Source organism: Aquiflexum gelatinilyticum, from assembly GCF_024741135.1.
GTDB lineage: Bacteria > Bacteroidota > Bacteroidia > Cytophagales > Cyclobacteriaceae > Cognataquiflexum > Cognataquiflexum gelatinilyticum.
Genome location: NZ_JANSUY010000033.1, coordinates 1 through 24,717, shown reverse-complemented (window position 1 = coordinate 24,717; position 24,717 = coordinate 1). Strand labels below are relative to the sequence as shown.

Here is a 24,717-nt window from a genome sequence, read left to right as displayed (position 1 = left end):
CAGATTCTTTTGGGCTTCTGCAGATCAGGGCCTTGTCGAATTTGACGATTTGCAGTATTATGTTTGCCTAAAAAAGTCAGGGAGGTGTAGTAAGGACAATCTAATTGCATCCCGTTGATATCGTGGATGGAAAGATAAAAGGCTAGGACAAGGCGTTTGGAAATGATCCCCTATATAGGCATCTTTCAGATTCATCTTTTAAACAGTTTGCTTTTTACGATTTTGCCCTCTTTTTTGGCAAGATAATAAAGCGTTATTCCAATAAAAAGTAAAAATAATGCTGTAAAAATCGAATCTTCAATACCTACAGCACCACCTGTTAAAAATTCAGGTCCATCAAATTCAGATTGAATGATACTGCCCATGTCATCCAGCCCTGTGAGATTGGAGCCATAAAAAGGTTGTGCAAAATTCCAGCCTATATGAAAGAAATAGGGTAGCCATATTCTCTTGGTATAAATAAACATCATTGCCATAGAAAACCCCCAAATCAAATAATAAAAAAAACTAAATAGGTTGGAATGGGGATTAAATATGTGTTGAAGTTCGACCACCATTCCAATGACAATGGCTACGTTGGTTCCTAACCAATTTTCCATCTCCCGTACGATGAGTCCCCTATGAAACAGGTCTTCAATTAAAGCAGCTACTAATAACGTCGTGAATAATTTTACCGGGTAGTTTGTTGTCGTAATACTTATAACCTGATAATACCCCAATAAGTATAAAATGAAAATGGATAATGAAATTGTCAAAAACCCTAATAGAAAACCACCAAACATCTCTTTGGGTAAATGTTTTAGGGATAGTTCTGTTATTTTTCTTTGATCATACAATCGGAACAAAAAGTAATAGCTGCCCAATAAGACCAAGATAGAAACACAATGGATAATTGGGTTAGCAATATTTTTATCTTGAATGATGCTATAAAAAAATGGTTTTAACACAAAGTTTTGAATACTTACAAAAAGTGCAAAGCAAACAACAATTCCAATAATAATTTTTGTTATTGGAAAATAAAGCACTCTCTTGATAGTTACATTCATTACTTATTTTAATTTATAGGTGTATCCGCTTTTTTGCACGTACCCACTAGCATGATATCTATTTTAATTCTTGTCTGCGGACATAAATGCCCGCTCCATCGGTCTTCCGACTTCGGTCTTCCGTCCCGACCGAAGAAGAAAATTGGGTTACTGGCAAAGAAGCGTACAACCATATTAATTAATTATTTAAAGTTTTTACGAATAAAAATATTAACTACCTTGATAGCAAGTACATACTAAAATGTATCCTACATACTTTTTGGGTAGTAAAGTTGATTATCAATGATTTAAAAATATTATATAAATGAAAAATAAAAAGGTTCATTGTGCTGTTGATTATGCCTTTCAGCGAATAGGTGGCAAATACAAAGGGCGAATTTTATGGGTATTGAGAGAGGGTGTTTTGCGATACGGAGAATTAAACCGGGCCGTAATAGGTATCACACCCAAAATGCTAACCCAAACCCTAAAAGAATTGGAAGCCGATGAATTGATTGTTAGAAAAGTTTATTTAGAAGTTCCACCGAAAGTTGAATATTCACTTACCGATACTGGAAAAGAATTAATTCCCCTTATCAGTCACTTGCGAAGTTGGGGTGAGAAACAAATGTCAGCAAATTGAAACTTTAAATTTGTAGGCTGTCTTTGCAATGACCGCTTACGTCCCGCAGTTTGGGTGGAATTACTTCCGAAGCTGTAAGGAATCCAACTAGTCCGAAATCAAAAACAATCCTACTCCGAGAGGGGATTTCGGTTCGTTATTTTGTTACAATAGTTCTTTGTTCATTAATTCGCAAAATGAAATCAGCAATTCTCCGTGTCTCTGAATTTGAAAATATTGGCTTAAAAAAGTTTATATAACCTAAAAGTTCGTTTATTGCCAGAACTTTCACATACTGAAACTCTTCTTTAGGTTTTGTATTGGTTAATACAATCAGGTTTCTGATAGATACTTTTTTGTCACCCCAATGATGTCTGTCTAAACGTAAATGATAATTGCTCATTTCATTGTTAAGCAACTTAAATAGAACAAAGCTAGCTCTCTTAATCTGTTGAACAGGTGAACGTAAATTCAGATTTTCCAATGATTTTTCACTCCAATTCTTAGTCTCAATTAGAAATATTCCTGAAGGTGCGACTAGGATATGGTCAATTTGAACTGAGTTTATGTAATCATTTTCTTGTCTGTTATAGATTGCGGGTGAAAATGAAACCGTAAAGTCATTGATCAGAAAATATTCGTCCGAAAGAGTTTCTAACGCTTTAACTACTTTTTGTTCTCCTAGTGCACCATAAATGAAGCTGTTCAGTTCGTCTATTCTCGTTTTTTTTCTTTCAAGTTCAGATAAAGGATATTGATAACTCTGCCGAATAGCTTCGTCAACATTTGAACTTAAAAATTGATAGCGACTGGTTTTGATTTTGAAATTATCAAGAAGGTTGCTAATTGATTTATATATGCCACTGTCAAGACTTTGTTCTTTATGTTTGATTTTCCGCTTATAGTACCAAAGTCTAAAATCTTTGGTTAGTCTCTGAAAAAAATTTCCATGTGATTGGCTTTTTAAAATATTGAGTTTTTGCTTTAGAATATCAATTTCGTCTTTAAAAATTTGTTCTGATAGATGTCTTTGCATTTCAATTTCTGTGCTCAATTGTTGCAATTCCAAATCGAGTGTGTTTTTCTCTTGCTCAATCAAATTTTCGTGATAAGAAATTAATTGTTGCCGTAAAGCTGTGTATGAAGTTTGGAAATTTAATACTTCTTTTAATGACTTGAAGTCATTAATGTTGCTTTCGTCCAAATGTGATTTTAAAGTCGTCAGTGAGCCAATCGAATTATAAGTCCTACACATTCTGCTTACCTATTATTTTCAGTTAGTTCTCTCAACTTATTGCCTTTAACTTTAATAGCATTTTGAAAAATGTCCCTGCTGTTCTTTATGAGCTCCCTTTTCCAGTTCCTTTAAAATTAAAAATTTTTGGTAAATCTGGTTTCAGAGTATCATCATATTTCTATAAACCTTATAAATGGGTTTGAAATAAAAGCCGGAAATTTAATTGGAAAGTTGTTGGCAAAATTCCTGAGCAATAAGAGAGAAATCCAATTTCAAATTGGTAAGGATAAAAGGGTGGAATTACAAATTCCACCCAGCCGTAGCGTCAGATGCTATACTGCTTCTTGGTGGGGGAGAATTAGCGATCGGCGCTAGGCGTAATTTGTAATTACGCCTTCCTATCAGCATGAATTTGTAATTCATTATCTCAATCGAATCCAAAGAGATGGTCAATGATTCCAATTGCAAATTGGTAAAGATAAAAGGGTGGAATTACAAATCCCACCCAGTCCAAAATCAATCGTTATATTACACCTAGGAGGGGGCTTTTACTTATTCAAGATATGATTTTGGGATTAATGCATTTCCATCAAAGAATTCTTCAACAATATGAATGTTTTTCAGATTAGATACCGTTTCAATAGGAATATGCTCCAAAACAATTATTTGAAAATTTCCACCATTATTCTTTCTTACATCTATAAATCTGTCAAGCAACTCAAATGCTTTCTTGATTTTGTAGTCATCGCTTTCAGGGTTTTCCGTTTTTCTCTTCCCGTTGGTGCCATAATATGGTCTACTGGGTTGATCTATAATAAGGAAAGGAGCAACAAATTGTGATTGGTTTTGAAAAATAACTTCATGCATTGCAAGCGAGAAAAACAAATGAAGAAACATATGATTAGAACTGCTACCAACATTTTCTATATAGGATGTCTTCGGTTTCCTCAAAAGCAATGATTTGTTTTTATAGTCAAAGACAGGTTGGTAGATTGAGTAATTTGCTAGTGCTTTTTCCGATTCTTTTATGTATTCACTTATAATTTCTTCAGCCAACTTAATTGTTAACTCTCTTTTTTCCTCAGTATTTTCAACAATCAACTGTTCTATTTCTCCTTGTAAAGCTCCAATTTCTTCATCAAATGATGTTAAGACAGATTTAGAATCTGTAGAAAATATTTCAAGTTTTGATTTCATTTGACCTAAAAAGAAATACTTTTCTCTTTCACTTTCAAAACTCCTAATTTCTTTAGGAAGTTGGTCTAATTTTGATTTTACTATTTCTAGTTCTTTTTCTAAATCCTTGACATTATCATTAACTTGCCTGTCTATTGGAGTATTATAACTATATGACTTACGAATTTTATTTAAATCTTGAGTGAAGGAAGTTACAATCTGCTCAAATATCGAGGTTTTTATAATTTCAGAATCTTTCTCTCTAAGAAACTCAATTGGTTTAAGACTATCATCGAGATTCTTAATAGAAGTCTTATACTTGTTGTACTCCGAAGAGAATACTTTTAAGTTTCGTATTTTTCTCTGTAAGGAATAAAATGATGATTCTAATTTTTCTTTTTCCGAATTTATGGTCGGTTCATTTTCAAATACCTGAATTGCTTTATTGAGCTCAACGATTACTTCATCAGCTTTGGCATCATCCCTAACCAAATTATATTCCTTGGCTTTTTGCAAAATTTCAACATGCTCTTGATTAAAGTCTGATGCTTTTGATGTTATAGTATTATTCTTTCTAATTAGTTTAGCTAATTGATTCTCTAACTCAGCTTTTTTTTCGCCTTTCAGAATATTCTCAACAGTTTCTACTCCTAAGGCAAGATCGAATATTCGAGGAAGAGCCTCTTTATATCGGATATCATTTTGTTTATCAAAAAATACACCTTCATCATTTTCAATAATATTGCCGGATATTGTATTAAACATTAAAAAGTAACGTAGTGAAATCTTAGTACCCGCTTTAATGTGATTGCTTCCGTAATTTGTTGGGAATTTTGCATCTCTATCTATTTTGAATTCTGTTTCTAAAATAGATTTTATGGCATTTTCCGAATTGTTGGAAGCCACAACTAAAGGTATTTCACCAGAGGAAGAAAAATAATAGTTATCAGAAACTTTGCCCTCTGAAAGAGATTCCCTTGCTATTGTATAGTTTTTATCATTCACCGAAATATTTAATCCATACCACAAAACATTCTCGTTAATCATACTTTCTGAAATCCGAGACTTACTTGAGAAGAAACAATAATCAACAATTTCAAGAATAGCACTTTTACCTGTATGACTTCCGCCTGTAATTAAATTGACTTTGTTTGGCTTGAATTCAAGTTTTCTGATTTTTCCGTTTTTAAGCCAAAGGACGATTATATTTAAACTAAAATTCATAATTCAACTCTTAGGTTTAGGAATAGTTTTTTTTCATTTTCCGAAAGTAATGCTGAGATATTATTGGCAGCTTGAAATATTTTTTTAGCTCTTGTGCCCATTTTTGGATTATATTCTAATGGTTTTATCTTTAAAAGTAAGTCTCCTTGGTGTTGAGCATAACCCATTTCAGTCAAGTACTGAATTGATGAAAATGCCAGACACAATGAGTCGTAATATCTAGCGTTGAAATTTGAAATATAACTAGTCCTCTCCGCTATAAGTTTTTCAATGCTATTTGCCTGAGTAGTCGCTCTAGCTAAATAATATAAACATTCAGTGTGAGTAATAAATGGCAATATTAAAGTCGCCTTAGCCAGTGAAAACTCAGTTTTTATGTTTAATACAGAGCCAATAGCTAGAGCTCCAATACCTATATTGTTAAAATCTACTTTCATTTCTTATATTTTTTCCAATCCTTCCGCCAGCCAATTATTGGCTCATCCGAGAGTGAATAAAACTTCCCATTACACATATCAATGTCAAGTTCTTGCCCAACTAGATTGAAGGAATGTTTTAACACAGAACGTAGAACCTCAATACCTTTATTATTATATTCTTCTTCTGAAAAAGTCCCCATATTTTGTAAACGAAATTCATTATCCCATAATGTAAAGGCGTTTTCTTTGAAGCGCTTTATCTCTAAGTCTGTGATTTCCCCTTCACGTTTCCAATCTTCAAGATTGTTCAATAATTTAAGCTTAAATGAAGTTAATCGGCTTATGTACTCAAAGTCATCACTTTCTACAAACCCTATTTCAAGCAACTGTTTGATGAAAATCTGATATTCCAATTTATCTGGAAGTACTCCTTTATATTCTTGAACAATTAAGGTGCTATTTCTAAAAATATCAAAATAGCGCCTATACTTAATGTAAAACTCATTGAATGAAATTTCTAATTTTACTCCGTCCTTGATTTGAAGAAAATTGTCAGCTCGTAATCTGGAATCTATCAACATAAATGCTTGATCGATTTTTTCCTGAGGAATCATTTTAGACTTGATCGCTTCCTTGCACTTTGTAAGAATATCATCATCATCCAAGTGAAAGAAAGTATTCAATAAAAATTGCTCTAAAACCTTTGGGGCTAGATTTAATACATCTTTGACATAACTTTTTAAATCTTTATTTTTTGTACTTGTGGCTAAGGACTGAAAATAAGTGCGAACATCGTTTTCATTCTTGGTGCCAATTTGAAGCTTCCTAATTATTAAAACAACTTTATTCGATTCATTAGATGATTTGTTGCTTGCCAAAACAAAACTCGTCTTTTCAACAAAGCTAAGTTGGGCTTGCGGTATGCTTCTTGAGTCATTTTTATCGCTAATAACTTTTGACCAGTTTGAGAATGTTTTCCACATGTCTAAATCTGAGGTAGTCAGATTTGCAAGAGATCCATCAGCATTTTTCTTTATGGTATGCTTTAACTGATAAAGCACTTGATGATTGTTGCTCAAATCAGTATGTACATCGTCTTTTACTTCCAATCCAACAGATTCATTAGGTTGTAACAAAAGTACTTTCCACAAAAAGAAATAATACTGGTAATCAAAACCAATCGATTTTGATTCTGCTGCAGTTTTTTCCGTATGTTTTTTATCATTACTCATAATACTTCATTGGAGCAGATCGGTCTTTTTTGAATGAGTCCTAAAAACTTGCCGCTTACGCAGGCGAAGATTTTCAATACTAAACTGCATTAAATTGACAAAACTTGAAATATGCGCATAACTTTGATTTAAGCCCAAACTGCTACTTTTGCAAATGGCTGATAGCTGTTCGTGATTCAGTTCCCATGGATTTATCTTCAGTCTTATTTAGTCGTCCTTTTCCATTGCTCTTTTAAACCCATACCAGCTTTCGGCATCCATATCATCCATATATTCAGTTTCAATTAAGTCTGCAAACTGCTTCCGTTCTTCTTCACTATTGAGTTCTAAAACATCATCAAGATGAGGAACACTAATTAATATTTTGTTTCCAATTTCTTCAATGTTAAAGATCCCAAAATCTTCTTTATCCGCAACTGTTCTGTAAAGACTATAAATCTCTTCATAACCTTCCAAGTTTATTCCGTCCAACCAAGCATACATATTGGATTCTTGACTTTCTCCTATCAAGTATTTGATAACACTTAATAATTCGTCCAACAAATTGCTATCAATACTTTGGTCAAAACCATGTATCAAATAGTTTCTGACATTATTCAGTCTATCCAGTTTTTTATAATCTTGTTGGTTTATTAGGCCAAGGGAGAATGTAGTTTTAATAATTGACAAAGTTGCCTTATTAGTTGAATCAATATTTTCATTTTTTAGCTTAAGTCTAATTGCTGCTTCCAAAGTTGCCCAACCCAATAAAAATGCGGCGGAAAATTGTTTAGCTGATTTTAAAGCGTTAATGTCTGAAATCCTTTTTTTAATATCGTTTAGGTCTAAAGTCCGTTCTGAACTTGTAGTAATCTGTTGTTCTTGCGGATTTGTAAATACAAGTTCAAAACGCCAGTTTTTTCTTTCGGCAATATTGTTAGCTAATTCTTCATAACGTTTCAACTCGTTAATATGACTTTTACTCTTTACTTCTATAACTACAGATTCAGATTCGCCTATTGCAATAATGTCAGGTTCAAACCCTTTCAGAAAATTCGGTAATTTCGATTGCCTTGGATTAATAGTGACTTCAAAGCCCCTGCTTTCATAGTCCTTTGCAATTTCTTTAATCCTTCTTTCTATATTTTTTAAATTCCTTGTTTCCATTAGATTAAATCTTGAGTTGTTACATGTTGTTCAATTTTCACATGAATAAAGTCGTTTCCTGTGCTAAACGCTTGCAATAAATTTGCTGAAACATTTCTAATTTTATAACTGCCGTTGATGTCTTTTTTCCTGCTTCTTGTATCCAATATTTGGACATCATCTACGTAAACTACACCGATTAATGCGTCTTGGATTGGTTTGATAATATTGTCAACATCTGGAGTGTCTCCTTCATAGAAATATGTAATAGTAATTTGCAAATCGTCTGTGCTTGGTGGTGTCCCAATTGCAATTGCTTGTCTAGCCGCAGTTTCAACCCTTTGCTTATAGGCCCTTTTTCTTGTCGAATTTTTCGACTGTAATGAAAGAGGTGGACCTTCAAAAGTAAATTCTAATGGAAACATCTTTTTTAAATTAGAGGTTTTGATGTTTGTTTATATAATTTCATCTTCATAAAGTTCTTTAATGTCATTTATTTGTGTTTAATTCAAATGGACGACCACTAACTTACCTTTGTATAAACCAGTGGTAACATGCTCGGCACAATTAGAAAGGTTGATATACCTTTGTATACTTTATCTTTAGATTTTCAAATGGAAATTTCATTTTTTGAATTACGTTAAAGCCATTGCACATTGCAGTTTGTAAATCTTCAATACCTTTAATATCTATCCATTTTAGGCTGATACCAACAATTTCTTGTCATTTTTCAATACCTTAAACATATAACTAAAAACCTATAAATCCAATCCATTCACCTAAATTTGGATTGAAAAAAACCATTGGAAAAATAAGGAATTAAAAAAATCAAAATCTGATTATGCTAAGTTCCCCCATTTATAGCTTGCCTTTGCGGATGATTTTTTTGGATTATGGGACCTGCCATTTTATCCAGCCATAAGATGGCACCGGTAGGGGAGTGTAATAATCATTCAAGCCCACCCAACATCCCTCCCCATCTATGGCAAAGTTATCCTTCCCCTATACTTAAGTATACCTTCCGTATACCTTTTCCTACCTATACTCCGTGTCCTAGCTAGGGATACTCCGTGTCAAAGGTAGGGATACTCCGTGTCTGGGTTACCCATGAGTTACCTCTGGGTTCACTATTATGTGCCCTTGAGCTTAGGGAGAATCTAATACCTTTTAGGTCTACCATAATTCATCATTATGAATTCATCATTAATTTTCCTCTCGCCTCTTCGATATAAAAGATCCTTGATTTCTACCTCCTTCAGGATTTAGCAAGAAGGCTCACCTTCCTGTTTTTTGATGCATCGGATATAATGGCCTTCAAAAAAGAAGGTTACTTGATAGGTGAGTTTTAATTCCAAATTTTCCACATCTAAAGATGCAAGACGTTCGGGCGCTCCTGGTCCGGATACCCACCATCCCACAAAAATATCCTTGCTTTCATAAATATTGTTATTGATTTTCATCCCTCCCGGTTTGGCATTAAATCCCGATTCATTGGTAGAATTGAATATTGATTCTTGCCATGTACTTCGGCTCTTTAATTTTTTCCCTGCCACACCAAGTCCTCCTAGTACATTGGCCATTTCTGTAAAATCCTCAAATGTGGGAATCCCCCAGCCATCGGGACACAAGCAGCCACCATAGGAAGTGAAACTATATAATTTGCCATACTCCTTGTCATTTTTAGGATCATTATTATAGTAGGAAAAGGAGGCATAATCAAAATCTTCGGGATTGTAAGGATTTGGTGGTGGCCAATATTCTCTTTCTTGGACAGGTCTCCCATCTTTTCTAATCGTATTACGGAGATTTTCTGCCATCCACCATTGATTCCCGATTTTGACGGTCTGATACTCATTTCCCTCCCGGTCTTGGACTGTTCCAAATTCCGGTATAGAAAAGTCAATTACTTCTTCTGAACCATTTCCATCAGTGACTTTTACGGAATAGTTACCTGCGGTGAACTTCACCTGAGTTTGATTTGTGACACCATTGCTCCACTCAATTTGGTAGGGGGGCTCTCCGGAAAGGATCTGCAAGTTAGCGGTACCGCTGTCAAAACTCAGGTCCAGGATGGATTCAGTAGTTTTTGCCATCGTTCCCTTAATAAATCTGGAAACTGCAAAGCCGGACTGGACAAAATTAAGTGTAAACTGGAAGTCCTGTTGTTCAGGGTTCTTTCTCTCGAAAGTCAAAATTACCTGATCTTCTTTTTGACTTTTTTGGGAAAGAATAATGTATGGATTTGAAATTGCATCTACTTGGAAACTAAAATCAGTCAATGGTTTGGTATCCTGTTCCGGAACATATTGAAAAGAAAAGATTTGATGTAAAAAAGGCAGATCCAGCTTCCTCTTTTGAATCAGGGAAGAGACAATTAAGTCTTCTTCTTTGACCTGTGAGATGGATGTTTCTACATAAGTTGCAATGAAACCAATACCATTTTCATCGGGATAAAGAACTTTATCTAAATCTGACAAGGGAGTATAGATGCCCTTTACTTCAAATTCCAAGGAATCACCAGAATTAAGGATAATAGGATCATTGCCAACGAGCCCCCATTTGGTCCGCAATTGCACATCTCTCAAGATAGGACAGGCCAATAACTTCGGGGCTGAAATTTCTATCATAGCACGGTGCCTCCAGATCAGATCAAACACAAAAGCCACCAATGCATCATTAAACCTGGAGTAAGGAAGGTAAACCATTTTTGATTTTAATTCCCTTAGACTTTCGCCTTCATGAATGGAATTCCAAGAGAAAACAGCAAAATTGGCTTTAAGACAGTTTTCAAACTCTCCATAAGTTTCAAAATAGTAAGGTAGCAGGTTATTGAAACCATTGAGATGGATGATTTGGATCAATTCATTTTTTTCAGATTGGGACAAAAGCGAAAATTTGGATTCAAAATAGTTGGACCATTTTTTTGCATACTTGGCAAAATCATTTAATCGGGGGTGGTTTTTAAGGCTGTCATAGATTTCAGCTTTGCCTTCAGCGTAATCAGACCAAAACTCATCAAAATTATCAATCTCTTGCTGTAGGTCTACCACCTGGACATCCCAGATTCTGTTTTCATTTCCGATTTTGAGTTTAAGTTGGTAACTCCCTGCGGGAAGATTGGGGACAACAAAAATCACCTCGTTTTTATCCGTTTTGCCGGCTTCGATCGGAATTCCTCCAAACTCTCCTTCATAATTTACAAACCCATCCTCCGGATTGCCCTCCAATGGGCCTGGATCGAAAGTGGCTATTTTGTAGGAAACAAACAACTTATTTACAATTCCGACATACCTGTCATTGACCGGTACAGGAACCTCTTCTACATCACAGGCTGAGAGCGTTAGGATAACTATTGCAGACAGAAAAATAAACCGTTTCATGATAATAAATTGATTGTAAATCAGGTCATTAAATCATACTAAAGTTCTGCATTATAAAAGTCAACTCAAGGAAAAAAATCTATAATTATTTGCATTTTTCGCAAAAGAAAATATCAGTTTTAGTAAATCAACTTTCCCCCATTTTCAACTTGCCCTTCCGTATAATCTTTTTGGCTTCGGGACTAATCCTGCAAAAGCAAAACAAGTTGCGCTAAAAAATTAAAGGGGTCTCAGTAGGAAAAGGAAATGTTCAGTGAAGATACTGACCATGGCGGAGACTCAGGATGACGGAGCCGGTAATTCATCATTATGAATTCATCATTATCTTAACTTTCCCCCATTTTGAGCTTCCCCTTCCTAATAATTTTCTTGGCTTCGGGACCTTTGATCGGACCTTGTTTTTCATCGAGCCACACGATCGCTCCGGTGGGGCAGCGTTGGATCGGGATTTGGGTTTGGTGTCTTCCGGAATAGTTGATGACAGGAAGGTTGTACTTCATGGTAATGAGATCGGGGGCGTCCATGGCGCATTTGCCGCAGGCAGTACAGCCTACTTCGCAGTCTTCGAGAACACCGTCGCCTGCTTCCTGACTTTTGCAGGCAACCCAAAGGCGTCGGCTGATGGGTTGGAGCGAAAAAAGGTCCTTGGGACACACTTCCACACAGTCTCCGCAGGCGGTACACTTGGCTTCATCGACCACGGGAAGCCCAAATTCATTCATCGTAATCGCATCAAAATCGCAGACCGTCTCGCAGTCTCCATGTCCGAGACAACCCCAGGAACATCCCTTGCCACCACCCGAAATCAGCGCCGCACCCCGGCAGCTTGACAGGCCTTCGTATTTGGCCCGGTTGACAGCGACGTTGACGCCTCCGGCACAAGCCAATCTTGCCACCCGTTTTTCTTCCGCACCTGCATCTACACCGAGGTAGGAAGCAATGGCTTTTCGGCCATCCTCACTGCTGACGGTACATTTTCCTGGTAGCATTTCTCCCTTGACCAAAGCTTCTGCAAAAGGCCTGCATCCCGGGTACCCGCAGGCACCACAGTTGGCGTGGGGAAGCATGCTTTCGACCTCATCGATCCTTGGATCCTCGTAGACATAGAGTTTGGTATTGGCCACGATCAGCATCAGTGCCAAGAGAAGCGTCAGTCCGCCGAGTGCGAGTAAGGCTGTGAGGATGGTCATGGTTTTGAGGGTAAATGGTTATTGGTTAGAGGTTATTGGTCCACAGTCGACGGTCCATGGTCCACGGCCGGTTCAGGGGTTGTTTTTTTTACAATTCTAGGTCGATAGTTTTTGGTCCATAGCCGCTTCAATTGGACTTCAATTCTTATTTCTTAATTTCAATCGTCAGATGGATAGAATAGGGGATATCAGATGAAAGTTTCGCTTATCAAGTATCCATCAATATCCAATATCCATCAATATCTAATTGGACATTATTAAGTCAATTTCCATCTTTCGACAAATCCACTGTGGACTATGGTCTGTGGACTGTTGACTTTATTCTCTCGACCGTGGTCTGTGGACTTATTACCACCAAATCTCCTCTTTCAACTAATCCACTGCTGACTGTGAACTGTAAACTATTCACTACCAAATATTTACTTTATACAGATTCTGCCGTCGTCTGTCGACTGTGGTCTGTGGACTATTTAACCTAAAGATTCTCCTAATTAGTAGATCACCTCCGCCCACTTCTTCCCTGCAATCAATTCCGCTTTTCTGTTTTCCCATTTTTCCTTTGAACCCATGATATTGATAAAAGCCTTGTTGAGGTTTTCTTTGACTTTTTCATATCCTGCGATGTAGATGTAGGTATTGCTGTAGGAGAGCATTTCCAACACCTCTTCAGCCCTTTCCTCAATCGCTGCATCCAGGGAGATCGGATCTTCCCAATGCGGCCTTGGGCTTAGTGCATGGAAGGCTTCGAATGTGGCCTCATCATAGTAGCTCGTCAGGTCGCCGTCTTTGTCATTGAGATACAGGAGTTCCAAACCGCTTTTTGCGCCGTAGAACAAGCGGATCTTTCCTTTCCAGTCTTTCACATCTGCATAGATATGCTTCACAAAAGCCCTGAACGGTGCAATGCCGGTTCCCATTCCGATCAGAATCAGGTTGGCATTTTTGTCTTCGGGGATTTTGAATGGCAGTTCAAAAGGTCCTGTCACGGTGATGACATCGCCAACTTCCCTATCACAGAGGTAGCTAGAACCCACGCCTTGGTACAGTTCGCCGTTGAAGTCATCCACATAGGAGCATCTTTTGACCAACATGGTGAGATGCGTCTTGCCATCTTTTTTGGAAGGAATATCGGCCACAGAGTAGAGGCGGTGGTGGTATTCATTTCCAAATTCGCTGTCATGCTTCACGAGCACGCCAAAGCTTTGATCAACCTGACATTGGAACCCCGGATCCTCCACCTCAAGCATGATTTCACGGATTTCCTCTGTATTGGCAGGAGTCAGTCGCTTGGTTTTACGGACTTTTGCCTTGTATTGCGTTTTTGTATTGAGGTCTGATAAGTAGGTCATTTTTTTATGGTTTAGAAGTTCTTGCTTAATTATTCAGTTTTCTTGTTAATAGTTATAGTCCACGGTCCACAGTCCATGGTCCACAGCCGGTTTTTTTTCAATTTATAATCCTGATGTCTACTTACATCCGCTTCCGTCGACTGTCGACAGTGGACTGTTGACATTTATTGTACTTTTCAAATTCACCTTCCCACTGTAATCTGTCTACTCACCAGCAACCACTGTGGACTGTCGACTGTGGACCGTTGACTAAAATCTGGAAACTGCCCACTGAATACTGCCCACTGACTACTGCCCACTGAATCTCCTTCCTTAAACAATCTGCCGTGGACCGTGGACCGTGGACTGTCGACTATCAGCAATCGACTATCCACCACCGACCGTCCCCTTCCTCTCACACACCTTCACACAGCCACAATTGCCGCAGCTTCTTCTTTCTGCCAAAACATCTTCATCGGATATGTTTTCGCTGAATGTTTTGCGCCAATGGGACTGGACCAAAACCCAAACCAACATCATTCCCACCAATCCCAATATCCCAATCACAAAACTCCAGACTGTTTCCATTTTTGTATTTGCTTACTGTCCTTTTTACTGTCTCCTGATTACTGACTACTGTCCACTGCCCACTGCTTGCTGCTCACTGCCCACTGAATACTGCCCACTCAATACTGCCCACTGAATACTGCCCACTGCCCACTAAGATCCCAATCCCGAAAACCCCATAAATGTCAATGACAAGATCCCCGCGATGAGCAAAGTGATCACGGTACCTTTGACGACTTTTGGCACATCAGCAAAATCAAGTTGCTCCCTTACCCCCGCCATCAGGATCAGGGCAAGCGTAAAACCTACCCCTGCACCCAATGCGAAAGCGAGACTGCCAAAGAAACTGTATCCTTTGGCTGTTTGGAATAGGGCCACAGCCAAGATGGCGCAGTTGGTCGTGATCAAAGGGAGGAAAATCCCCAAGGAACGGAAGAGCGCCGGACTCATTTTCTTGATGACCATCTCAACAAGCTGAACAGTTGCCGCAATGACGACGATGTAGCTGATGAGTTGCAGAAAAGGTGCATTGATGGCTACAAGCAGGGCATGGATGCCATAAGCACAGACCGAACTGATGATCATGACGAAGGTCACGGCAGCACCCATTTTTGTAGCTGTTTCCATTTTTCCGGAAACACCGAGGAAGGGACAGATGCCTAGAAAATAAGCGAGCACGAAGTTGTTGATCAGACTCGCATTGATGAATATGTACCAAAAGGATTCAGATTTCATGCTTTTGCTTTTTTAAGTTTGTAATTGTTGAAGAGGAAAAGCCAAAATGCCAAGGTGAAAAACCCTCCGGCCGGAAGGATCATGATGATCCATTCCTGAAAGGATTCCGGAAAAACCGTGATCCCGAAGATGCTGGCATTTCCCAATATTTCCCTGACAGCGCCGAGGCAAAACAGGGCAAACACGAAACCCAATCCCATTCCTAAGGCGTCCAAAGCGGATTTTCCTATGGTATTTTTGGAAGCAAAGGCTTCAGCACGGCTCAGGATAAGACAGTTGACCACGATCAGGGAGATAAAAGCCCCAAGATTCTTGTGCAAATCCACGCTGATGGCCTGAATCGCATAATCCACCATGGTGACGAAAGTGGCAATGATCAGGATGTAAGAGGCGATCCGGACTTGTTTCGGGATAAAATTGCGTAGCGAAGACACCAACACGTTGGACATGATCAGCACAAAAGCAGTTGCCAATCCCATTGCAAGTGCATTGATGGCGGAGTTGGATACTGCCAATGTCGGACACATCCCCAACACCTGCACAAAAACAGGATTTTCACGCCACAGCCCTTTGATGAATTCATCTGTAGAGCTAGGATCTGCTTTCAAGTCGGTGGTTTTTGTTGGTGTCATTTTGAATTTGGGTTTGCTGCCGATATGAAAGTTTCTTTTTGGCTATAAATCAGGGGGATCATCTTTGCTGAACTCTCCCCGATGATATTGCCGATAGCGCGAGAGGAAATGGTGGCACCTGTGATGCCGTCCACTTCCCATGGATTTTTCTTCAGGCCCGATTTCACAGGCACAACAGGATTTTGGATTTTGCTCAAATCTTCTGTCAATGCCACGGTCAATGCTTTGAAATTGGAGAGGAAATCTTCATCCTTTTCTATTTTGTCTCCCAATCCCGGGGTTTCCTTACTTTCCAAGACATAGAATCCTACCACAGTTTGCTCCTCAGGGTCATAGCCATACAGGATCCGGAGGATGTCTGCATAGCCCTGACCGCTTGCTTCGATGGCGATACCTTTGAAGGCATCCGAATCGTCATAACCTGCATAGACAAGGGTCTTGCTCCTGTCTTTTCCATCTGAGAGTACGAAAGTTCCTTCTGCTGTAAGTTCAAAAATTCTTGTTTTGGAGATGCCGGGGACAACTTTGAATACTGCTTTTTCGAGGGCTTCGGCTTTGAGGATTTCGATCCTTTCTTTGGTACCTTCATAACTCAAGACTATGAGCAAAGCACAGATAACGCCGATGCCTACCATCGCAATCAGCATTTTCTTGCTGCCTTCGGTGGGGTTGGGTTGGGTCGATAGGATTTGGTTTGCGCTCATGATTTGGTCTTTTTGGTACCGTAAACCCTCGGTCTGATGAGGTTGTCAATGTGAGGCGTCAGTGCATTTCCCAAAAGGATGGCATACATGACCCCCTCGGGAAGTCCGCCCCAAATCCGGATGACCACGACTATCAATCCGATAAAAACGCCATATACCACCACACCTCTTGGTGTAATTGGCGAACCGACCATGTCTGTGGCCATAAAGACCGCACCCAACATCAATCCACCGGAAAAGAGCATGAATTCAGGTGAGGGATAGACTTGATTGTCAATGATATGTAAGATCCAACTCAGGACAAAAACGGTAGTAAGGATGGCGACGGGAATTCTCCAGTTCATCATTTTCCTTACTGCCAAATAGATTCCTCCAAGAATGATCAGGACAGCAGAAGTTTCTCCCGTGGATCCGCTGATGAATCCAAAAGCCAGGTCTGCTGTATCGGCTGTGACTTTGTCAAACTTGAATGCCGATAGGGGAGTAGCTCCCGAAATCCCATCCACCACAGGGGTAGAAAACGGGAAGGCGGCTACTGACTTTGAAATGCTGTAAAATCTCCCTTCCAAAAAGGAAGGATGCCAGGTCGTGATGGCCACTGGAAATGCGGCTTGTAAGAAAGCCCTTCCGACCAAAGCCGGATTGAAGGCATTGCTGCCCAATCCTCCAAAGACAAACTTTCCGATGGCGATCGAAACGACCCCTCCGAGGAATGTCATCCAAAGCGGAAAGATCGGGGGCAATGTCAGTCCCAGCAAAATGCCTGTGATGACTGCCGACCAATCCGATACGGTAGATGATTTTCCTGACCATCGGCAAAGGGCATGTTCTGTCAGGACGCTCGAAGCTACTGCGGTAATGATGACCAACAGTGCATTCAACCCGAATGAAACTACTGAAAAAACAACAAGCGGCAGCATGGCATAGACCACATTCCGCATAATCATATCCGTACTCATTCCTTGTCGGATGTGCGGAGAAGTGCTGATATGAAGGGTTTTGCTAAACATTGGCTTTGGCAGTTTTTTCGGCGTTTCGTTTTCTGATGATCCCTTTGGACAGTCTGAAATACTGTACAAGTGGGATATTGGACGGGCAGACAAAGGAACAGGAGCCGCATTCGAAGCAATCCATCAAATGGAATTCCTCGGCCATGGTATCATACCCTTCTGACTTTGCCAAAATGCCCAATTTCGAAGGATTCAAAGAAATGGGACAGGCATCCACACAGGCCCCACACTTGATGCAGGGAAATATTTTATCTGTCTTCGCAATATTATCTTCTCCAAAAACCACAATACCTGATGTTCCTTTGACAATGGAGATATCCAAGTTGGAGACAGCCACACCCATCATCGGACCGCCCATATAGACTTCACTGATGTTTTCGGCTGCGCCGACCTGCTCGAGGACATACCGCAAAGGTGTTCCTACGGGGATCAGGTAATTGCCTTTTTTCTTCACTCCCGGACCGGTGATCGTAATCACCCGCTCCTGGATTCCCTGACCGTGCGGCAGCAGCCTGCCAATCTCAGCAGTGGTGGCCACATTGACCACGACAGCTTTCACATCTATCGGTAAGCCTCCTGAAGGAACTTCCTTGCCGAGCAAGGAAGTAACCAGCATTTTTTCGGCCCCTTGGGGGTATTTGACAGGGACCACTTGAACGGTCACAGGAAGGTCTGCAGGAATGAGTTTGGACAAGTGGTCTGCAGCATCCTGCTTGTTTCCTTCAATGCCGATGATGACTTCTTTTGCCCCGGTGGCTTTGATCAGATACCTGATGCCAATGTAGATATCATTGGCCTGCTCGAGCATGACCCTGTGGTCAGTGGTCAGGTAAGGTTCGCATTCGATGCCGTTGATGATCAGATGGTCGCAGAACTTTCCTTCGGGGATTTTGAGTTTGACGTGGGTGGGAAATGCCGCACCTCCCAAACCCACAATCCCGGCATCTTGGATGCCTTTGAGGATTTTTTCGGGGCTGGCTGTTTCAAAATTTATTGGCGTTCCTTCAATGACTTCCTGTCCCGAATAGGGGAAAGTCTCAATGTGTATGCCTTCGGTCATCTGTCCTGAAATGACGGGAACTTTGGCGATTTTTCTGATTTTCCCTGAAACAGGAGCATGAACCGGCACGGACATATAGCCATTGGCTTCTGCCAAAAGTTGCCCCCTCAGCACTTCCTGTCCTTCCCTCACAATGATGCGGGAAGGAGCTCCGATATGCTGCTGCATGGGAAGGATGATCAGAGGAGAGAAAGAAAACTGCCGGATGGGCAATTTATTCGTCTCCTCTTTGTTTTCCGGAGGATGAACCCCGTGTCGGAAGGTATGTGATTGAAGGTTCAGCACGATATCAGTTGAATTTTTCTCCCCTTTTGATCCATTTTTCGGCATCTGCAAAACTCCTGTCAGCAGGTAAACCCGGATGGATTACTCCTGCAGTGCATTTTTCTGCAGCTTTGACCAGGTCCATATAGCTTCCGCCTTCTGGATTTTTGATAAAGGCTTTCTTGTCGTTGTTGTAGGCGAATATGTTTGGATTGAGCTTGGTGCATTCATCGCAGGAAGTACAAAGTTCAGTTTCGATCCAAGGTGCTATTGCGTCACCTGTGGCAGCCGCTTTTGGGGCGCCGTTGGAACTTGCTTTTGGTTCTTCTTGTACCAAGTCCATGATTCCTGCGCCGTCATCTCCGGCCATTTTCATCAATCCCCTGGCAATCCTGCTCACTACTTCTGCACGGACCTTGCTTTCCACATCTTCTTTTGGAAGTTCTTTGGTACCGGAAACTCCGGCAATGGCCCTGAGCATGATCCAGAAATCACGGCGTTCTTCACAGGATTCGACCATGGTCTTGGCTACCAAAACCCTGCTGAGCAGCTGTTTTTGGTCTACAGCCCATATGTAAGGGAATTTGCCTTCTCTGGCATCTTTGTCCATTTCCAGGAATTCCGACAGCACAACCATATTTTCATTCCAAGTGTCTCTTGGAGCCTTACGGAAATGCTTCCTGAACCTAGCTTCTGTGATTGCAAAATCTGCAAAAGTCATCGCCACGGTCATGGTTTTTGGTCTGCCGCCCTCGATGTATTTCAACTCATAGGTTGGCCACAATTGATCCATGGCAGGATTTCCCTGCAAGTCAAAAGCTTCCTGAGGTGTTTTTCCTTTGTCAGGATTGTACCTGAAAATCGGGTATGCCCTGGATTCCATCGCCAACTTTGCCTGATGTGCACCGAGGTCATCGGCCACGCCATGTTCTGGTTGGCAGGTAGTGTAGAGGTTGAACAGCGCCGGACGCTTGGCCAACAGGCCTTCGATAAATCCTTCGATCATGTGGCTGGTATTGGCCAAAGTTCCCTGCATCACATAGGTATTTCTGTGTGCCATGGCAATGAGTCCGATTTCTTTTCTTGGTTCAGGCTTGCCTTTCCAGACTTTGCCAAACTGTGCCATGTCAGAAACTTGCCCGATAAATCCTGAGGTACAGGCCTGACCACCGGTGTTGGAGTAGACTTGGGTATCGACCACGATTACTTTGATGGGTTTGCCGGAAGCCATCATCCTGGAGAGGTTTTGGAATCCGATATCATACATCGCACCGTCACCGCCCAAGGCTACCACAGGAGGACACAATTTCCATTCTTCATCTGTGAATTGCTCCCAATTGAAGTAGGTGAAGAAATCTCTTTGTTCTTTGGGATTATAATTTCCTTTGAGCTCCATTTCGGCTTTCCGGATCAGTTTGAAGCCATCTGACATCTTTGCCATATGGCCTTCAAAAATTCCCATTGCCATGGAGGTACTGTCTTGGAACAGGTGGTTGGCCCAAGGGAAAGGGTATGGATTGTATGGATAAGTACTTCCCCAAACCGAAGTACAGCCTGTCGAATTGGTCATACCCATGCTGGAGCGGCCTTTGCCGGTAGTTCCTGCAGCATATCTCCAAAGGAGGGTCTTCAGTCCTGATAGGATGTTGGTGGCTTCTGTCAACCAATCCGGATCAATTGGGTCTGAACCTTTTTCTGATTCCATCCTGCTTGCAATGCCCGAGATAGTCAGGTCAGTGCCTTGGGTTTCTGAGACGATTTTGGACATCAGGTCAGTATCCATGAGATTCATGGATTTCATCAACTTGCTTTGGATATGCTTTTCTAGATTGCTTATCAGGCTTTCTAGGTACGCCACATGCTTTTCAACACGTGGAAGCATCAGGGATTCCACAGTAGCCATAAAGAGGTGGACAACTGATTTCTCCGAGCAACCCAAACAGGCCCCGTCACCGCTTGCAAAACTCTGGTAAGCGTTTTTGTCGAGTAGGATGGTTTCGAGTGGGCCGATTTTCTCTTCGAGATCGTCGATGCGGTTGTATTTCTTAGGCGTATTGGGAAGGTCAGACCATACGCTCCATTCTTCTCTCAATCTTGCAATGGAATCGTCTGTTTGCTTGACCACTTTGAGGGCATCGTCGTTACAGACTTTCACGCATTCCATACAGCCTTTGCAGGTGTTGGGATTGATGGTAATGCTGAAGAGACCGCCGCTGTTTGGTTGCTTTTTTTCGTGGAGGTCATAGTAAGGCCGGGTGAGGGCAAATTGAAAATCTCCCAATTCTTCCCTGAACCATCCAAGCTCCATTCTCAGAAGAGAATCCTTGGCCTCTGTTTCCAATACATTGTCTATGGCTTCATTGATCAGCATATTGACCGTGACACCCTCATGTGGTTCATTGAAAAGCGCCCTGATTTTTGGTTCTATTTGTTTTACTGTTTTTGGAAGAAACTCCAGTTTGTCATGGTTTCTTTTTACCCTTTTTAAAACGGTATCGAGCACATCTGAAAGTTCACTGACCAAACCGGGAATGGCGGTATCGGGACAGATGGTGTAGCAATTGCCGCAGGCAGTACAGTTGTCGGCTACCCATTCCGGGTGTTCGAAACGGATGCCTGTCATGTCCCGGAATACTGAAGTGGCAGCCGGAATGACACTTAGACCGATAAAGGGATCTGTGAGGTTGTCATTTCCCCTGCCGCTTTGGTAGAAGCTGCCAGTCTGTTCCCAAAACCGATGGATATCGGTAAGGTTGGATTGGCTTTTTGGAGCGTCCTTGAGCATGGTCGGGATGACCGGAATCAGCTGACCATTGGATTTTTCGGTCTGCAGTCCAAGCACCTTGTTTTTGATCTCATGGACTTCGTCAAAACCTCTTCTCACGACGCGCATGTTGTCATCTACCACACGCTGACCTTTGCCACCGAATTTGTGTTGCAGTTGGTCTTCGATTGCTTTGAGTAGGGCGACATCGGTCAACCCTGATTTTTTCATCAGCGGAGATGCTGCGAAGAAAGCCCCTTGGAAAGCGATTCCCTGCATCCTGAGTTGGAGTTCGGGATCGGTGGCTTCTTCCCTTGCAATCTTGAATCCATCTACATAAAAAACATGGATGTCATTGTCTATGATGGTTTTTTGGTAATGTTTAGGAATGTCCGCCCACACTTCATCGGCAGTTTTTCTTTCACTTTGAATGATGAATGCGCCACCATTTTTCAATCCTGCCAAGGCATTGGTATGTTTAAATACATTTGGATCGGGAGAGAGCACTACATCGACAAAGTAATATTCGCAGTTGATGGTGATAGGCTCCGGAGCCGCTGCCAAATAGTAGGTGGTCGGCTGCCCTTTCTTTTCAGAGCCATATTTCGGATTGGCTTTGATGTCATAGCCAAGCAGGTCAAAAAGCGTCATGGCCAGGTTTTTACCTGTCGTGATCGCACCCCAACCACCGACGGAGTGGAATCTGACGGTGATCGCGTCTTTGGGCATCAGGTTAGGATTCTCCGAACCATGGACAGCGAGTTCCTTGACATGGGGATAGGCTTCCTGTATATTTTCCTGGTGTTCCCTTTGTTTTGGGGTAAAGGCATTTTCCCTGATAAAGTCAATGGAGAGATAAAACCTCTTTTTGTGTTTGCCGTCCGGCAACATATTCTCTACTGCGCCGATGATACCTTCAGGCTGAAGGTCACGGCTACCCATACCAAAAGAGCCAGTGTACAAAGCGGGCATTTCGCCGGCAGTGTAAGAGGGAAGTTCAGGATAGGGAAGGTCTTTTTTGTGGTTACCGTTTTCGATGCATTTGGTGATGACAGAGCGGACTTCCCGCATGATCGGAGAATCCTCAGAAAGCGGTTGGTCCAATCTTTCCAAGATCGTCACTCCTTTTTTGCCTTTCAGGACTTTTCCCAAAAGATCCGCCGGGAAAGGCCTGAACATCACCAAGTCAACAACCCCGACTCTCAGTCCCCGTGTTCTTCTCAAATAATCCACTACAGCTTCGGCACTTGACACGACACTGCCTTGTCCGAGGATCAGGTATTCGGCATCTTCTGCCCTGTAAGTCATTACCCTTTCATATTTCCTGCCGGTGAGGGCATAATAATCTTCAAAAGCCTGATCGGTAATATCCTTGATATGGTCAAAGAAAAATGGCCTCTGTGCCGCGACACTCTGCATGTAGGAATCCTGATTTTGGACGATACCTGCCATCATCGGATTATCCACATCCCATACTTCGGGGATTCTACGACGCATATCGCCATAGATCATCCTTTGGGCCGGAGTGGGTGTGGGGATGATGTCGTCGGGTCGGCCGAGGTATTCTTTGATCAGTTCCCTTTCAGGAAGCATCAGCGACTCGATCAGGTGGGTGGTTAGGAATCCATCTTGTGCAATTACCCCGGGGTTCAGGGCAAGCTCAGCGATTTTGTGTGAAATGATATTAAGGTCAGCGACGTGCTGTGCTTTTTTGGCGAATAGTTGGAAAAACCCTGTATCGTCGATGGCATGGTAATCATCATGGCCTGCGTGGACGTTGAGGGTGGATTTGGTCATGGCACGGGCACCGATGTTGAGCACGTAGGTGAGTCTTTTACCGACAGCGGCATAGAGTGATTCGTGCATGTAGGCGATACCCTGTCCGGAGGAGAAGTTGGCAGAGCGCAAACCGGTCATCGAAAGACCAGCGGTGACTGCCGCTGCGGCATGTTCACCTTCAGGCTCTATAAAAATCAAAGGCCTATCCGAAATATTCAGATGGCCTTTTGCAGCCTCTTCAGCCCAATATTCCCCCATTTGAGTAGATGGGGTGATCGGGTAAGCTCCTGCGGCATCGGAGGATTCTCGTTCACACATGATGGCGACGGTATTGCCGTCCATCGCAACCCTGGTGCCGGGGTATTTGAAATTGTTTTTTTTGTTTTCCATGACGGTTTCGCGAAGTGGTATGGATAAAATGTATGGACTATGGCTCTTGGAGGAAGAGGTTTTGGAGTTTCTTCCGCTTCAGGCCTGACCTTTGACAGAAAAAACTAAAGGCTGGATTGGGGTTATTTTTGGCCGACGTAATCTCTTGTTTTCTCAGCCAGGAAGATGAAAGTTTTGGCGGTATGCATATTCATCATCAATTTCTCAGGATCTTCGGCACTGATGACAGGATCGTAGTTGAGTTGGTTGAATTTGCTGTCTAGCGCCCTGCACTGATTCAATAAATCCTTGATATGGTTGGACTGCTGGATGTGGACTCCGTTTTGCAGGAGGTACCCTGTCATGTATTTTTCGATGGCTTTGTAAGCGTGCTTGCAGACATTGTAGTGGACGACGTCTTCCTCAGGTCGGCAAAGTTCTTCTTTGGCCATATCAAGCATATCATCGGCTTCTTCGAGGATGGTGTGTGATTTCAGGTTATTCATGACAGGAATGTTTTTGGTTGGAATTGGATCTTTGTATTGTGTTAAAAGTATCCACTTAACCTAGATAAAAACCTGACATAAATCAGCTAAAGCCATGATTTGCATCAAGGGAGAAAAAAGGCAGGTTTGAAGTGGCAAATAGGTGGTTGATATGGATTTACCCCAATCGTCTCGGAGGACGGAGAGGAAGGGGTGAAGGTGAGGGGTAGGGGTAGGTGGATTAAAAATAGTTTCCTGTAAGGGATTTAAGATAAGATTTTTGGAATCTCATACTTTAAAAAAATCTTCCTATGGAACACTTGAGGGGAGGAAGATCCGCGGCGGACCGGGCCGGCGTGGCACCGTGTGGGGGAGGATTAAAATTTCTTG

The 24,717-nt window shown here is 41.5% G+C and carries 19 protein-coding genes; 1 reads left to right on the top strand and 18 read right to left on the bottom strand.

Annotation, left to right across the window (positions count from 1 at the left end):
- Positions 1–191: 191 nt before the first annotated feature.
- Positions 192–1,046 carry a CPBP family intramembrane glutamic endopeptidase gene (locus NU887_RS20965; protein ID WP_258425349.1) on the bottom strand — a complete coding sequence of 285 codons (855 nt, stop codon included), beginning with the start codon at positions 1,044–1,046 and terminating at the stop codon, positions 192–194.
- Positions 1,047–1,350: 304 nt separating this feature from the next.
- Here NU887_RS20965 and NU887_RS20960 point away from each other — a divergent pair, with 304 nt between their 5' ends.
- The gene (locus NU887_RS20960; RefSeq protein ID WP_258425348.1) at positions 1,351–1,668 is read left to right on the top strand and encodes a winged helix-turn-helix transcriptional regulator; all 318 of its coding nucleotides are present in this window, start codon (positions 1,351–1,353) and stop codon (positions 1,666–1,668) included.
- A 136-nt stretch (positions 1,669–1,804) separates the two neighbouring features.
- Here the strand turns inward: NU887_RS20960 and NU887_RS20955 are convergent, their stop codons facing one another.
- The 17 genes from NU887_RS20955 to NU887_RS20875 form a co-directional block, all read right to left on the bottom strand.
- The gene (locus NU887_RS20955; RefSeq protein WP_258425347.1) at positions 1,805–2,851 is read right to left on the bottom strand and encodes a nuclease-related domain-containing protein; all 1,047 of its coding nucleotides are present in this window, start codon (positions 2,849–2,851) and stop codon (positions 1,805–1,807) included.
- A gap of 585 nt (positions 2,852–3,436) precedes the next feature.
- Positions 3,437–5,284, bottom strand: coding sequence for a DUF3732 domain-containing protein (locus NU887_RS20950; protein WP_258425346.1), 1,848 nt, complete (start codon positions 5,282–5,284; stop codon positions 3,437–3,439).
- Positions 5,281–5,721 (bottom strand): three component ABC system middle component, encoded by a 441-nt coding sequence (locus NU887_RS20945; protein WP_258425345.1) that lies wholly within the window; start codon positions 5,719–5,721, stop codon positions 5,281–5,283. Before NU887_RS20945 ends, NU887_RS20950 begins: the two co-directional genes overlap by 4 nt.
- Positions 5,718–6,935, bottom strand: a complete 1,218-nt coding sequence (locus NU887_RS20940) for a hypothetical protein (protein ID WP_258425344.1) — start codon at positions 6,933–6,935, stop codon at positions 5,718–5,720. The genes NU887_RS20945 and NU887_RS20940 overlap by 4 nt, the downstream gene beginning before the upstream one ends.
- Positions 6,936–7,142: 207 nt before the next feature.
- Positions 7,143–8,081, bottom strand: a complete 939-nt coding sequence (locus NU887_RS20935; protein WP_258425343.1) for a hypothetical protein — start codon at positions 8,079–8,081, stop codon at positions 7,143–7,145.
- The gene (locus NU887_RS20930; RefSeq protein ID WP_258425342.1) at positions 8,081–8,485 is read right to left on the bottom strand and encodes a RusA family crossover junction endodeoxyribonuclease; all 405 of its coding nucleotides are present in this window, start codon (positions 8,483–8,485) and stop codon (positions 8,081–8,083) included. Before NU887_RS20930 ends, NU887_RS20935 begins: the two co-directional genes overlap by 1 nt.
- Before the next feature lie 837 nt (positions 8,486–9,322).
- Entirely contained in the window at positions 9,323–11,440 is a 2,118-nt protein-coding gene (locus NU887_RS20925; protein ID WP_258425341.1) for a fibrobacter succinogenes major paralogous domain-containing protein, read from the bottom strand.
- A gap of 326 nt (positions 11,441–11,766) precedes the next feature.
- The gene (locus NU887_RS20920; protein WP_258425340.1) at positions 11,767–12,630 is read right to left on the bottom strand and encodes an RnfABCDGE type electron transport complex subunit B; all 864 of its coding nucleotides are present in this window, start codon (positions 12,628–12,630) and stop codon (positions 11,767–11,769) included.
- A gap of 491 nt (positions 12,631–13,121) precedes the next feature.
- Positions 13,122–13,979 carry a ferredoxin reductase domain-containing protein gene (locus NU887_RS20915; RefSeq protein ID WP_258425339.1) on the bottom strand — a complete coding sequence of 286 codons (858 nt, stop codon included), beginning with the start codon at positions 13,977–13,979 and terminating at the stop codon, positions 13,122–13,124.
- Between the two features lie 366 nt (positions 13,980–14,345).
- Positions 14,346–14,546 (bottom strand): hypothetical protein, encoded by a 201-nt coding sequence (locus tag NU887_RS20910; protein WP_258425338.1) that lies wholly within the window; start codon positions 14,544–14,546, stop codon positions 14,346–14,348.
- Between the two features lie 132 nt (positions 14,547–14,678).
- Complete coding sequence (locus tag NU887_RS20905; protein WP_258425337.1) at positions 14,679–15,260, bottom strand: electron transport complex protein RnfA; 582 nt, start codon at positions 15,258–15,260, stop codon at positions 14,679–14,681.
- Positions 15,257–15,892: an electron transport complex subunit RsxE gene (rsxE, locus tag NU887_RS20900; RefSeq protein WP_258425336.1), complete on the bottom strand. Its 636-nt coding sequence runs from the start codon at positions 15,890–15,892 to the stop codon at positions 15,257–15,259. The genes NU887_RS20905 and rsxE overlap by 4 nt, the downstream gene beginning before the upstream one ends.
- The gene (locus NU887_RS20895; protein ID WP_258425335.1) at positions 15,889–16,596 is read right to left on the bottom strand and encodes an RnfABCDGE type electron transport complex subunit G; all 708 of its coding nucleotides are present in this window, start codon (positions 16,594–16,596) and stop codon (positions 15,889–15,891) included. The genes rsxE and NU887_RS20895 overlap by 4 nt, the downstream gene beginning before the upstream one ends.
- Positions 16,593–17,606: an RnfABCDGE type electron transport complex subunit D gene (locus NU887_RS20890; protein ID WP_258425334.1), complete on the bottom strand. Its 1,014-nt coding sequence runs from the start codon at positions 17,604–17,606 to the stop codon at positions 16,593–16,595. The genes NU887_RS20895 and NU887_RS20890 overlap by 4 nt, the downstream gene beginning before the upstream one ends.
- Complete coding sequence (gene rsxC / locus NU887_RS20885; protein WP_258425333.1) at positions 17,599–18,951, bottom strand: electron transport complex subunit RsxC; 1,353 nt, start codon at positions 18,949–18,951, stop codon at positions 17,599–17,601. Before rsxC ends, NU887_RS20890 begins: the two co-directional genes overlap by 8 nt.
- Positions 18,952–18,955: 4 nt before the next feature.
- Positions 18,956–23,863, bottom strand: coding sequence for a 2-oxoacid:acceptor oxidoreductase family protein (locus NU887_RS20880; protein WP_258425332.1), 4,908 nt, complete (start codon positions 23,861–23,863; stop codon positions 18,956–18,958).
- A gap of 122 nt (positions 23,864–23,985) precedes the next feature.
- A complete protein-coding gene (locus NU887_RS20875; RefSeq protein WP_258425331.1) occupies positions 23,986–24,348 on the bottom strand; it encodes a HEPN domain-containing protein in 363 nt (120 codons plus the stop codon).
- Positions 24,349–24,717 lie beyond the last annotated feature (369 nt).

What these genes read in the sequence shown, in the direction of transcription:
- NU887_RS20965 (WP_258425349.1), bottom strand. Translation starts at nt 1,046, where the DNA reads ATGAATGTAACTATCAAGAGAGTGCTTTATTTTCCAATAACAAAAATT.
- NU887_RS20960 (WP_258425348.1), top strand. Translation starts at nt 1,351, where the DNA reads ATGAAAAATAAAAAGGTTCATTGTGCTGTTGATTATGCCTTTCAGCGA.
- NU887_RS20950 (WP_258425346.1), bottom strand. Translation starts at nt 5,284, where the DNA reads ATGAATTTTAGTTTAAATATAATCGTCCTTTGGCTTAAAAACGGAAAA.
- NU887_RS20945 (WP_258425345.1), bottom strand. Translation starts at nt 5,721, where the DNA reads ATGAAAGTAGATTTTAACAATATAGGTATTGGAGCTCTAGCTATTGGC.
- NU887_RS20940 (WP_258425344.1), bottom strand. Translation starts at nt 6,935, where the DNA reads ATGAGTAATGATAAAAAACATACGGAAAAAACTGCAGCAGAATCAAAA.
- NU887_RS20935 (WP_258425343.1), bottom strand. Translation starts at nt 8,081, where the DNA reads ATGGAAACAAGGAATTTAAAAAATATAGAAAGAAGGATTAAAGAAATT.
- NU887_RS20930 (WP_258425342.1), bottom strand. Translation starts at nt 8,485, where the DNA reads ATGTTTCCATTAGAATTTACTTTTGAAGGTCCACCTCTTTCATTACAG.
- NU887_RS20925 (WP_258425341.1), bottom strand. Translation starts at nt 11,440, where the DNA reads ATGAAACGGTTTATTTTTCTGTCTGCAATAGTTATCCTAACGCTCTCA.
- NU887_RS20920 (WP_258425340.1), bottom strand. Translation starts at nt 12,630, where the DNA reads ATGACCATCCTCACAGCCTTACTCGCACTCGGCGGACTGACGCTTCTC.
- NU887_RS20915 (WP_258425339.1), bottom strand. Translation starts at nt 13,979, where the DNA reads ATGACCTACTTATCAGACCTCAATACAAAAACGCAATACAAGGCAAAA.
- NU887_RS20910 (WP_258425338.1), bottom strand. Translation starts at nt 14,546, where the DNA reads ATGGAAACAGTCTGGAGTTTTGTGATTGGGATATTGGGATTGGTGGGA.
- NU887_RS20905 (WP_258425337.1), bottom strand. Translation starts at nt 15,260, where the DNA reads ATGAAATCTGAATCCTTTTGGTACATATTCATCAATGCGAGTCTGATC.
- rsxE (WP_258425336.1), bottom strand. Translation starts at nt 15,892, where the DNA reads ATGACACCAACAAAAACCACCGACTTGAAAGCAGATCCTAGCTCTACA.
- NU887_RS20895 (WP_258425335.1), bottom strand. Translation starts at nt 16,596, where the DNA reads ATGAGCGCAAACCAAATCCTATCGACCCAACCCAACCCCACCGAAGGC.
- NU887_RS20890 (WP_258425334.1), bottom strand. Translation starts at nt 17,606, where the DNA reads ATGTTTAGCAAAACCCTTCATATCAGCACTTCTCCGCACATCCGACAA.
- NU887_RS20880 (WP_258425332.1), bottom strand. Translation starts at nt 23,863, where the DNA reads ATGGAAAACAAAAAAAACAATTTCAAATACCCCGGCACCAGGGTTGCG.
- NU887_RS20875 (WP_258425331.1), bottom strand. Translation starts at nt 24,348, where the DNA reads ATGAATAACCTGAAATCACACACCATCCTCGAAGAAGCCGATGATATG.